The sequence below is a fragment of the Paracoccus aminovorans genome (genome assembly GCF_001546115.1).
Taxonomy (GTDB): Bacteria; Pseudomonadota; Alphaproteobacteria; order Rhodobacterales; family Rhodobacteraceae; genus Paracoccus; species Paracoccus aminovorans_B.
The window spans coordinates 1867837-1879571 of record NZ_KQ955208.1 but is presented as its reverse complement, the minus strand read 5'-3'; the positions used below and the strand labels follow the sequence as shown (position 1 = coordinate 1879571).

The 11735-nt window shown below is 69.8% G+C and carries 10 protein-coding genes; 8 read left to right on the top strand and 2 right to left on the bottom strand.

Annotated elements, in window-relative coordinates:
• Positions 1-20: 20 nt before the first annotated feature.
• The 7 genes from fliF to ASV56_RS09590 all read left to right on the top strand — a co-directional run bounded on the left by fliF (position 21) and on the right by ASV56_RS09590 (position 8518).
• Positions 21-1589: a flagellar basal-body MS-ring/collar protein FliF gene (gene fliF / locus ASV56_RS09620; RefSeq protein ID WP_062561772.1), complete on the top strand. Its 1569-nt coding sequence runs from the start codon at positions 21-23 to the stop codon at positions 1587-1589.
• A gap of 68 nt (positions 1590-1657) precedes the next feature.
• On the top strand, positions 1658-2146 hold the full coding sequence (locus ASV56_RS09615; RefSeq protein ID WP_062562304.1) for a hypothetical protein: 489 nt from the start codon (positions 1658-1660) through the stop codon (positions 2144-2146).
• A gap of 2 nt (positions 2147-2148) precedes the next feature.
• Positions 2149-2406 carry a FliM/FliN family flagellar motor switch protein gene (locus ASV56_RS09610; protein WP_062561771.1) on the top strand — a complete coding sequence of 86 codons (258 nt, stop codon included), beginning with the start codon at positions 2149-2151 and terminating at the stop codon, positions 2404-2406.
• Positions 2403-3125, top strand: coding sequence for a flagellar type III secretion system pore protein FliP (gene fliP, locus ASV56_RS09605; RefSeq protein ID WP_062561770.1), 723 nt, complete (start codon positions 2403-2405; stop codon positions 3123-3125). Before ASV56_RS09610 ends, fliP begins: the two co-directional genes overlap by 4 nt.
• A 130-nt stretch (positions 3126-3255) precedes the next feature.
• The gene (locus ASV56_RS09600) at positions 3256-4332 is read left to right on the top strand and encodes an efflux RND transporter periplasmic adaptor subunit (RefSeq protein ID WP_062561769.1); all 1077 of its coding nucleotides are present in this window, start codon (positions 3256-3258) and stop codon (positions 4330-4332) included.
• On the top strand, positions 4332-5426 hold the full coding sequence (locus ASV56_RS09595) for an efflux RND transporter periplasmic adaptor subunit (protein ID WP_253879944.1): 1095 nt from the start codon (positions 4332-4334) through the stop codon (positions 5424-5426). Before ASV56_RS09600 ends, ASV56_RS09595 begins: the two co-directional genes overlap by 1 nt.
• The gene (locus ASV56_RS09590; RefSeq protein ID WP_062561767.1) at positions 5423-8518 is read left to right on the top strand and encodes an efflux RND transporter permease subunit; all 3096 of its coding nucleotides are present in this window, start codon (positions 5423-5425) and stop codon (positions 8516-8518) included. Before ASV56_RS09595 ends, ASV56_RS09590 begins: the two co-directional genes overlap by 4 nt.
• 146 nt (positions 8519-8664) lie before the next feature.
• On the opposite strand, the gene recQ is transcribed toward ASV56_RS09590, so the two are convergent.
• Positions 8665-10698, bottom strand: coding sequence for a DNA helicase RecQ (recQ, locus tag ASV56_RS09585; RefSeq protein WP_062561766.1), 2034 nt, complete (start codon positions 10696-10698; stop codon positions 8665-8667).
• Positions 10699-10992 (bottom strand): YggT family protein, encoded by a 294-nt coding sequence (locus ASV56_RS23540; RefSeq protein ID WP_062561765.1) that lies wholly within the window; start codon positions 10990-10992, stop codon positions 10699-10701. It abuts the gene before it with no gap.
• 138 nt (positions 10993-11130) lie between these two features.
• Here ASV56_RS23540 and ASV56_RS09575 point away from each other — a divergent pair, with 138 nt between their 5' ends.
• Positions 11131-11703: an acyl-CoA thioesterase gene (locus ASV56_RS09575; RefSeq protein ID WP_062561764.1), complete on the top strand. Its 573-nt coding sequence runs from the start codon at positions 11131-11133 to the stop codon at positions 11701-11703.
• The last annotated feature ends 32 nt before the right edge of the window (positions 11704-11735 follow it).

Below are 11735 nucleotides of genomic sequence, written 5' to 3'. Positions count from 1 at the left end.
CCGATTCGAAGGGGGCGGTTTTGCTGAAGCTGCAAGACTACTGGCGCGAGAGAAGCGCAAAGCAGAAGGCCATCCTGGCGGCGGCCTTCCTGTTCACGTTCGCCGCCATCGCCGGCCTGGCCTGGCTGGCCGCACGGCCGGGGATGGCCCTGCTTTATTCGGGCCTCGATGCCCAGCAATCCGGCGCCGTCATGGCCGCGGTGGAAAAATCCGGCGTTCCTTATGAGATTCGCGGCGATTCCATCTGGGTCGAGGAAACCCGCCGGGACGAATTGCGCATGGCCCTGGCCGGAGAGGGCGTCCCCTCGGCCGGCGGCACCGGATACGAAATCCTCGACGGCATGTCGGGTTTCGGCACCACCTCGCAGATGTTCGACGCGGCCTATTGGCGCGCCAAGGAGGGCGAGCTGGCCCGCACGATCCTGGCGCTGCCGAACGTCAAGTCGGCCCGCGTCCACCTGGCCGTGCCCAGCGGCCGCGGCTATCGGCGCGAGGCCGAATCGACCGCGTCGGTCACCCTGACGACCGACGGCACGCCGATCAACCGCAGCCAGGCCAAGGCGCTGAAGTTCCTGGTCTCCTCGGGGGTGCCGGGCATGTCCGCCGACCGGGTGGCCGTCATCGACAGCGAACGCGGCGTGATCTCCTCGGGCGAGGAATTCGCCGGTGAGGACCGCGAGGCCGAGATGAAGCGCAATGTCGAGCGCATCCTCAGCGCCCATGTCGGCGCCGGGAATGCCATCGTCGAGCTGAACCTGGACGTCGTCAACGAATCCGAGCAGATGACCGAGCAGCGCTTCGATCCGCAGCAGCGCGCCTTGATTTCGCAGGAAAGCGAGGAGACGGCCGATCAAAGCACCAATTCGCAGCAGGGCGCGGTCACCGCGGCCTCGAATCTGCCCGAGGGCAAGGACAGCGGCGCCGACCAGAGCAAGTCGCAGCGGTCGGAAACCCGCCAACGCTCGAATTTCGAGGTCAGCAAGGTCACCCGCGAAGTCACCCGCCAGCCCGGCGCGACGCGGCGCCTGACCGTCGCCGTCCTGGTGAACGGCGTCGCGCAGAGTGATTCGAAAGGCGAAACCACGCTGGTTCCCCGCGAAGAGGCCGAGTTGCAGTCCCTGCGGGAACTGGTCGCCTCGGCCGTGGGCTTCGACGAAGGCCGCGGCGACGCGATCACCGTGAAATCGCTGCCCTTCGCGACGCTGTCCGATGCCGGCACGCTGGCAAGCCAGGGCGGGCTGCTGTCGAAGCTGGACCTGAACGGGCTGATCCGGATCGTGCTGGTCGGCTTCTTTGCGCTGGCGCTGGCCGCGTTCCTGCTGCGCCCGCTGCTGCGGGCCCGGCCGGCGGGCAACGCCGCGCTTGCCGCGCTGGACCACTCTGCCGCCCCGGGCGTCAAGGCCATCGAATCCGCCGAACCGCCCGCCCCGGTCGCGACGGTGGCCGAGGTGGTGCCCGAGATCGACTTCGCCCCCCTGCCCGATTCGGGCGATCCGGTCGGCCGGCTGAAGGAGCTGATGAAATCCCGCAAGGACGAAAGCCTGCAAATCCTGTCGGGCTGGATCGAGAAACGTGAGGATCCTGTATGAGACCCGCCGCATTGCGCCTGGATTCCTTTTCCGCAGCCCACGCCCGGTCGGCGCCGCTGGTGACCGCGATGGATGTCGAAGACGCCTATCAGCGCGGGCACGAGCAAGGCCTGGCCGAAGGGCGCGAGCGCAGCCTCGACGCCTTGTGCCAGGCGCTGGTCGGCTGCCGGCAGGAGCTCGCCGCCAGCCGGCAGCACGAAACCGGCCTGCGGCGCGAGATCCTGGCCGGGCTGGTGCCGGTTCTGCATGCCATCGTCGACCAGCTGGCGCCCGCCGCGCAAACCGATCGGCTGCGCCAGGCGCTTCTGGCCGAGCTGCATCGCCTGGCCGAACATGCGCCGGAACAGCAGATCGTGCTGCGTTCTCCGGTCGATATGCGCCCCGAACTGGCCGATTGCCTGGAGCTGGCAAGCTTTCCGCAGGCCCGGATCGAGGATGCCCGCCCCGGCCAGCCGCTGCTCGAGCTGATCTCGGCCCAGGGCAGCATCGTCTTTGACCCGGCGCAGGTCGCGGCCGCGCTGAAGTCCCTTATCGACGACATCAAGACCGAGGATTGACCATGGACGATCTCGCAAGCCTGATTGCAACCGACCAGATCCAGGTGGAAATCACCATCCGGCTGGGCGGCACGCAACTGACCGTGGCCGAGCTGTCGCGGCTGCGCCCCGACGACATCCTGACGCTGGATCAGGACATGTCCGATGGCGTCGACATCTGCGTCGGCGACAAGGTAATCGCCAAGGGCGAGCTGACCAGCGGCGTGGAGACGGACCAGCGGCTCTGCGTCCGCATCCTCGGCCCGGCCAGCGCATCGTGACGCGCCTTCTCCCGGTTCTGCTGGTCCTGCTCTGGCCGCATCTCGCGGTGGCGCAGGATCTGCCGCTGGACGCCGGCGCGCTGGAGACGGTGACGGGCGGCGTCGGGCGGAACTCGATCACGCTTCTCGCGCTGCTGACGGCGCTGTCGCTGGCGCCGGGCATCGCCATCATGGTGACTTGCTTTCCCTTCATCGTCACCGTGCTGTCGATCCTGCGCCAGTCCATCGGCCTGCAGCAATCGCCGCCGAACATGCTGATCGTCAGCCTGGCGATGTTCCTGACCTGGTTCGTGATGAGCCCGGTCCTGACCGAGGCATGGACCACCGCCGGCGCACCGCTGCGCGACGGCCAGATCAGCGTCGAGGAGGCCTTCGCCCGCGGCATCGTGCCGTTTCGCGGCTTCATGGAGCATCGCACCGATCCCGAGATGATCGCCACCCTGGCCGAGGTCTCGCCCGAGCCGCAGGCGGCGCCGGACCGGCTGTCGGTGCTGGTCCCGGCCTTCATGCTCAGCGAATTGCAGCGCGCCTTCGAGATCGGCTTCCTGGTCGCCCTGCCCTTCCTGATCATCGACCTGGTGGTTTCGGCCGTGCTGATGTCGATGGGGATGATGATGGTACCCCCGGCCGTCGTGGCCTTGCCCTTCAAGCTGGCGTTCTTCCTGGTGGTCGACGGCTGGGGCATGATCGCCGCCGCGCTGGTCCGAAGTTACCAGTAACCGCAGCCGTGCAACATTGACCTCGCGGCCGGACAAGCCAAGCCCGGTTGCAGATCGGCGGCGCATTGGCACAATGGCAGGGCCTTCCCACCTGCAAGGTTCTTCCACCCGCAAGGTTCATGAGCATCAGATGACCCATCGTCCCGAAGCCCGACTGCTGGCCGCCTGGGCCCTGGCCTGCCTTGGCGGCGCCTGGCCGGCATCGGCGCAGCCGCCGCTGCTGGTGGAGTATGTCCAGGTCCGGCGCACCAACCTGACCTTCGACGCCGCGCTGACCGGCACCATCGCAGCCAAGGACAGCGTCGACATCGGCTTTCGCCTGGGCGGCCGCGTGACCGAGGTCCTGGTGCGCGAGGGCGACCGCGTCGCCGAGGGCCAGCCCCTGGCCCGCACCGACCCGCTGCAACAGGAGCAGGCCTTGCAGGTGGCCCGCGCCGCCGTCGTCGCGGCCGAGGCCAGCGAGGCCCAGGCCCGGCAGGCGCTGGAGCGCGCCGATGCGATGCTGCGGCGCGGCGTCGGCACGCGCGCGGCGTTCGACGCCGCGAGCCAGGGTCTCTCGGCGGCGACCGGAGCCTTGACCCAGGCGCGCGCGACCCTGGGCCAGGCCGAACGGGCGCTGGAGGATACGGTGATCCGCGCGCCCTCGGACGCCATCGTCACCGCGCGGCAGGCCGAGCCGGGCCAGATCGTCGGCGCGGCGCAGGCGGTGATCTCGCTGGCATCGGCCACCGGGCGCGAGGCGGTGTTCCTGACCCCCGACACCCCGCTGCTGCGCGATGCCATCGGTGCGCCGGTCTCGCTCAACGGGATCGACTTCCCCGAACTCCGCATGCAGGCGCGTGTCACCGAGATCGCGCCGCTGGTCGATCCGGCCACCGGCTCGGTCACCGTCCGGGCCGAGATCGAGGATGCGCCGGTCAGCACCAGCCTGCTGGGCGCCGCGGTCCGCGGCGCGGTGCATTTCCCGGCCGGGACCGGCATCGCCGTGCCCTGGACGGCCCTGACCGCGGCCGGCGGCCAGCCCGCGGTCTGGCTGGTCGATGCCGAGCACCGCGCCCGGCTGGCCCCGGTCCGCATCGAGCGCTTCATCAACGGCACCGTCATCCTGGCCGAAGGCGTCGAGCCGGGCCAGATCGTGGTCGGCGCCGGCTCGCAAATGCTCTATCCCGGCCGGCAGGTCGCCGCCGGCCCGGCAGGGGGGAAATGATGCGCAGGATGATCCTGGCCGCGCTGGCCGCATGCGCCTGGGCGGTGCAGGCTGCCGCGCTGGACCTGCCCTGGCAGGACAAGGCGCCGGCGCCCGCGCCGGAGCCGCGCCCGGTGGTCAGCATCCGGGTCGAGGACGACATGGCGGCGCTGCCCTCGACCCCCGGCGTGATCGCCGCCCGGATCGAGGTCGCGCTGGGGTTCCAGACCCTGGGCCGCATCACCGCGCGCCACGTCGACGTCGGCGATATCGTCAGCCGGGGCCAGGTGCTGGCCGCGCTCGACCCCGACGACCTGCAGGGCGAGGTTCGCGCCGCCCAGGCCGCCGTCGACGCCACCCGGGTGCAGGAGCGCACCGCCCAGGCCTCGGCCGACCGCACCCGGTCGCTGGCGCAGCGCAATGTCGCCTCGGCCGCGCAGGTCGAGCAGGTCGACCGCGCGCTGGCCTCGGCGACCGCCGCCCGGCAGCAGGCCGAATCGGAACTGATCCGCGCCCGCGATGCCGAGGGCTTCGCCGAGATGCGGGCGCCCTTTGCCGGCGTCATCAGCGCCGTCCATGCCAATGCCGGGGCGGTGGTCAATGCGGGCGAGCCGGTGATCCAGCTCTCGGCCCAGGAGGGGATCGAGGCGGTGATCGACCTGCCCGACACCGCGCTGGCGCGGCTGAAGACCGGCGACCGCTACGACGTCTGGTCCGAGGCCGATCCCGCGCATCTGTTCCCCGCCACCGTAGCGCAGATCGAGCCGGTGGCCGACGCCGTCACCCGCACCCGGCGCGTGCATCTGGATTTGCGCGACGACGCCGCCTTGCGGCTGGGGGCGCTGGTGCGGGCGCGGCCCTCGGGCGGCCCGGCGGCGCGGCTGGCCCTGCCCGAAAGCGCGATCCTGGACCCGGACGGCACGCCACAGGTCTGGATCGTCAGCCGGGACGGCGACCGGGCCAGCGTCGCGCTGCGCGAGGTCCAGACCCAGGGCCCGGCGCTGAATGGGCGCATCGCCATCGCCGCGGGCCTGGCGCCGGGCGACGAGGTGGTCATTCGCGGCATCCATTCGCTGGCCGAAGGCCAGGCCGTCGGCGAAAGCGTGGCGCCATGACCGGGCGCGGCTTCAACCTGTCCGACTGGGCGCTGCATCACCGTTCGCTGGTGTGGTTCCTGCTGATCGTCTCGATGCTGGCCGGCAGCCTTGGCTACCTGCGGCTGGGGCGCGAGGAGGATCCGAATTTCACCATCAAGATCATGGTGATCAGCGCCAGCCTGCCCGGCGCCACCATCGACGAGACGCTGAACCAGGTCACCACCCGGATCGAGACCAAGCTCGAGGAACTGGACGAGCTGAAATTCACCCGCTCGGTCACCATGCCCGGCCAGGCCATCGTCTATCTGGAACTGGACCCGACCATCCGCGGCCCCGAGGTGCCCGAGGTCTGGAAGCGGGTGCGCAGCATGATGTCCGACATCCGCCCGAATTTTCCGCAGGAATTCCAGGGCTTCCAGTTCAACGACGATTTCGGCGACGTCTTCGGCAATATCTATGCCTTCACCTCGGACGGCTTTACCCAGCGCGAGCTGCGCGACCGGGTCGAGGATATCCGCAAGCAGGTCCAGGCCCTGCCCATGGCCGGCAAGACCGCGCTGCTGGGCGTGCGCAAGGAGCAGATCTTCCTGGAGTTTTCCTCGGCCCGGCTGGCGGCGCTGGGGCTGAACCACAACCAGGTCGTGCAGACCCTGGCGGTGCAGAACGCGATCTCGCCCTCGGGCATCGTGCAGGCCGGGCCCGAGCAGGTGCTGGTCCGGGTCGGCGGCCAGTTCGACGACGCGGCCGCCATCGCGGCGGTGAACCTGCGCGTGGGCGACCGCTTCTTCAACATCGGCGACGTGGCGACGGTGCGGCGCGGCTATGAGGACCCGCCGAGCGCGCTGTTCCGCTATAACGGGCGCGAGGCCATCGGCTTGCAGATCGGCATGCGCGACGGCGGCAATATCCTGGAATTCGGCGAGCAGGTCGATGCGCTGATGGCCGATGTGGCCCGAACCCTGCCCATCGGCATCGAGATGGCCAAGTTCGCCGACCAGCCCCATGTCGTGGACGAGGCCGTCGGCCATTTCGTCCGCGCCCTGGTCGAGGCGGTCGGGATCGTGCTGCTGGTCAGCTTCGTCAGCCTGGGCCTGCGCGCCGGGCTGGTGGTCACGCTGACCATCCCGCTGGTGCTGGCGATCACCTTCATCATCCTGGACCTCTACGGCATCACCCTGCAGCGCATCTCGCTGGGCGCGTTGATCATCGCGCTGGGGCTGCTGGTCGACGACGCCATGATCGCCATCGAGACCATGATCTCGCGCCTGGAGCTGGGCGAGAACCTAGAAAGCGCCGCGAGCTATGCCTGGAGCTCGATCGCCTTCCCGATGCTGACCGGCACGCTGGTGACGGTCGCGGGCTTCATCCCCATCGGGCTGAACAATTCGGCGGCGGGCGAGTTCACCTTTTCGCTCTTCGTGGTCATCGCGGTCTCGCTGATCGTCAGCTGGATCGTGGCGGTGCTTTTCGCGCCGCTCCTGGGCGTGACGCTGCTGCCGGCGCGGATGAAGCACGCCGGCGGCGGGCCGGGCTGGCTGCGCCGCCGCTTCCACGGGCTGCTGCTTTGGGGCATGCGGCACAAATGGCTGACCATCGCCCTGACCTTGGCGATCTTTGCCGCCTCGGTCATCGGCATGCGCTTCGTCGAGCAGCAGTTCTTCCCGACCTCGGACCGGACCGAGATCATCGTCGACGTGAACGAACGCGCCAATGCCTCGATCGCCAAGACCGACGCCGACATCGCGCTGATCGAGGAGATGCTGGCGGGACAGGACGAGGCGCTGTTCTGGACCAGCTATGTCGGCATGGGCGCGCCGCGCTTCGTGCTGTCGATGGACGTGCCGACGCCCGGCCCCTACATGGGCCAGATCGTGATCCAGACCCCCGACCTCGCGGCGCGGGACCGGCTGAAGCGGCGGCTCGAGGAATTCGCCCGCGACAGGCTGATCGGCACCGACCTCTACGTCAAGAACCTGGAAATCGGCCCGCCGGTCGGCAAGCCGGTGCAATATCGCGTGTCCTCGCCCAACCTGGACAAGGCGCGGGACGCGGCGCGCGAGCTGGCCGCGGTGCTCGCGACCGAGCCGCGGCTGCGCGACATCGCGCTGGACTGGAACGAGCCGGCGCGGGTGGTTCGGCTGCAGGTCAACCAGGACCAGGCGAGACGGCTGGGGCTGACGAACGAGGATATTTCGGGCGCGCTGTCGGGCACCTTCACCGGCCGCACCATCACCCAGCTGCGCGACGGCATCTTCCTGATCAACGTGACCGCGCGCGGCGCGCAGGCCGACCGCGAATCGGTCGAGTCGATCCAGAACCTGCAACTGGCGACCCAGACCGGCACGCCGATCCCGCTGGCCTCGCTGGCGGTGCTGGAATACGGCACCGAACAGCCCCTGGTCATGCAGCGCGACGGTCTGCCCACGGTGACGGTCAAGGCCGACATCGCCAGCAAGGACCAGCCGGCGACGCTGGTTGCGGCCCTGGCCGAGCGGGTGGCGCAGTTCCAGCGGGGCCTGCCGCAGGGCGTCAAGGTCACGGTCGGCGGCACGGTCGAGACCTCGGCCGAAAGCCAGGAGCCCATCGCCGCGGTAGTGCCGGTCATGCTGCTGATCATGGCGCTGCTCGTCATGGTGCAGATGCAGGGCTTCCGGCTGAGCTTCATCGTCTTTGCCGCTGCCCCCCTGGGGCTTATCGGCGTGGTCGCGGCGCTGCTGCCCTTCGGCGTGCCGATGGGCTTCGTCGCGATCCTGGGCATCCTGGCGCTGATCGGCATCCTGATCCGCAACTCGGTCATCCTGGTGCATGAGATCCAGGTGCTGATCGGCAAGGGGCACAGCGCCTGGAACGCGGTGTTCGAGGCCTCGGACAGCCGGGCCCGGCCGATCCTGCTGACGGCAGCGGCGGCGAGCCTGGCGCTGATCCCGATCTCGCGCCAGGTGTTCTGGGGGCCGATGGCCTTCGCGATGATGGGCGGCATCATCGCCGGCACGCTGGTGACACTGATCTTCGTGCCCGCGCTTTACTGCGCGGTGTTCCGGGTGCGCCCGCCCGAGGGCGACCCGATGCCCAGCCCCGAGGACCGCGCCCGCGCGGCGGCGCATCAATAGCCGCCGCCTGGGAAACGGCTCCGGCATGCGTCGCAAGACCCCGTGGCGATATTCGAGCAAGCCTCGATCCGGGGGATAGCCAGCGGCGAAGCAGCCGTGCGGTTTGCACGGCCGGCAGCCGGGAGGTGCCGCCGCGTCCGTCCCGGTCAAGCCTCGGGATCGGCGGCGATCTCGGCGGCGAAGGCCGCGCCAAAGCGGTCCAGCCGCGCCGGATCCAGATAGCGCGACAGGTCGCGCGGCCGATCCTCGGCGATGCGGCGCAGGGTGGAATTGCCGACCGACAGCGGCTTTTCGATGCCGTCCGTGCCGCGCGCCAGCCGGGCCTGCGCCTCGGCCAGCCTGTCGAACAGGGCGCCGGCCTCGCGCCCGGCCAGGGCCTTGCGCGCCGGGTGCATGGGCGCGATCTCGCCGGCGATGACGCGCAGGAACTCGGCGCCGTAGCTGTCCAGCTTCTTGGCCCCGACGCCGCTGATCCGCGCCATCTGGTCCAGCGTCTGCGGCCTGGCCTGCGCCATCTCGATCAGCGTGCGGTCGGGAAAGATGACATAGGCCGGCACCCGCGCCGCCTCGGCCAGCGCGCGGCGCTTGGCCTTCAGCGCGGACAGCAGCGGCGCGTCCTCCTCATCGACCTGCGTGCGCACGACCACGGCGGGACGGGCGCGGGTCATGGCGTCGCGGCGCAGGGTGATGCGGGTCTCGCCGCGCAGCACAGCATGGGCGGCGGCAGTGATCGCCAGGCCGCCGTGGCGTTCCGGGTCGGGGCGGATCAGGTCGCGGCCCAGCATCTGCCGGATCACCGCCTGCCATTGCGGCTTCGTCAGGTCGCGACCGCAGCCAAAGGTCGGCAGCCGGTCGTGGCCGCGCTGGCCGATGCGGTCGTTCATGCTGCCGGTCAGCACGTCGATGATATGGCCGGCACCATAGGTCTGGCCGGTGCGCAGGACCGCCGACAGCACCTTCTGCGCCGCCTCGGTGCCGTCGAAACAGTCGGGCGGGCTGTCGCAGATGTCGCAATTGCCGCAAGGCACCGCCGTTTCGCCGAAATAGGACAGCAGGGCGACGCGGCGGCAGCCGGTGGCCTCGGCCAGACCCAAGAGCGCGTTCAGCCGGGCGTGGTCGGCGGCCTTGCGCTCGGCCGGGGCCAGGCCCTCGTCGATCTGGGTCCGGCGCAGGCGGATGTCGTCGGGACCGTAAAGCGTCAGGGTCTCGGCCGGGGCGCCGTCGCGGCCGCCGCGGCCGATTTCCTGGTAATAGGCCTCAATGGATTTCGGCAGGTCGGCATGGGCGACCCAGCGGATGTCCGGCTTGTCGATACCCATGCCGAAGGCCACGGTCGCGACCACGATCAGCCCGTCCTCGCGCTGGAAGCGGATCTCGACCTCGCGCCGGGCCTCGGCCTCCATGCCGCCGTGATAGGCGGTGGCGGCAAGGCCCGCATCGTTCAGGGCGCTGGCCAGGGTCTCGGTCTTGGCGCGGGTGCCGCAATAGACGATGCCGGACTGGCCCCGGCGCGCGGCGGCGAAGTCGAGGATCTGCCGGCGCGGCCCGTCCTTGGGCTGGAAGGCCAGGTGGATGTTCGGCCGGTCGAAGCCGCGCAGGAACGACTGCGGCTGCGCACCGTCGAACAGGCGCTTGACGATTTCCTCGCGCGTTTCCGCATCGGCGGTGGCGGTAAAGGCCGCCAGCGGCACCGACAGCGCCCGGCGCAGCTCGCCCACGCGCAGGTAGTCGGGGCGGAAGTCGTGGCCCCATTGGCTGACGCAATGCGCCTCGTCGACCGCGATGGCTTGGACGCCGGCGCGGCGCAGCATCGGGATGGTCGCCCCCGAGGCCAGCCGCTCGGGCGCCATATACAGAAGCCGCAATTCGCGCGCGGCCAAGGCCCGCAGCACCTCGGTATTCTCTTCCTCGGAATTGCCGCTGGTCAGCGCGGCGGCGGCCACACCCGCCTCGGTCAGCGCCCGCACCTGGTCGCGCATCAGCGCGATCAGCGGCGAGATCACCACCGTCAGCCCGTCGCGCATCAGCGCCGGCAACTGATAGCACAGCGACTTGCCGCCGCCCGTGGGCATGATCGCCAGCACGTCGCGGCCCTGGGCCACGGCGTCCACGATTTCTTCCTGCCCCGGACGAAAGGCGTCGAAGCCGAAGACCTGACGCAGAAGGGGCGCAGCGGACATCTAGAAGCCGTAGAAGAAGCCGGCGTTATTGGCGAGCGCGCGCTGCGCGATGATGATGACGATGAAGACCACCAGCGGCGCCAGGTCCAGCCCGCCGGTGTTCGGCAGGATCCGGCGCACCGGGGCATAGATCGGCTCCAGCAGCCGGTTCAGCCCGTTCCAGATCTGCCAGATCAGCGGCTGGCGCAGGTTCAGCACCTGGAAGTTGATCAGCCAGGACATGATGATATGGGCGATCATCACGAACCAGACCACGTCCAGTATCAGCATCAAGGCTTCGTAGAGAGTGCCCATTCCATCCCCTTCCGGCTGCTTCCCGGACAGGTAAGCCAGCCGCCCACGCTCTGCAAGGCATAAGGCCGCAGCGTTCCGGTTGACGCGCCCCGACCCCGGGCTTAGCCGCAAAAGCCGACCCGCAGCGAAAGGCCGCCCATGTATCCGATGCTCCGCTTTGCCAAGGAGATGCTGAAATTCCGCCGCGCGCCCCGGATCGGCGTGCTGGAGCCGCATGTCTCGACGCATCGCTGCTGGCCCCTGGACCTGGACCCCTGGATCGAGTTGAACAACGGCCGCACGCTGACGCTCTACGACCTCGGCCGGCTGCCGATGGCGGTCCGGACCGGGATCATCGACACCATGCGGGAAAACGGCTGGGGCATCACGGTGGCCGGGAACTCGGTGCGCTATCGCCGCCGGATCAAGGGGTTCCAGCGCTTCACCATGGTCTCGCGCACACTGGGCTGGGACGCGCGCTTTCTCTACATGGAGCAGAGCATGTGGCACCGGGGCGAGTGCTGCAACCACATGCTGCTGCGCGGCGCGATCACCTCGGCCCAGGGCATCGTTGCGCCGGCGCGGCTGATGCAGGCCGCCGGGCGCGAGACCGAAAGCCCGGCGCTGCCGGATTGGGTCGCGGCCTGGATCGCGGCGGATGCGCAGCGGCCCTGGCCGCCCGCCCTGCCGGAAATCGCCGCCGCAGACCGCAATGGTGACTTGCCAGCCTGATCGCGCTTGGGCCTTATGCGCCCCGCAAGGCA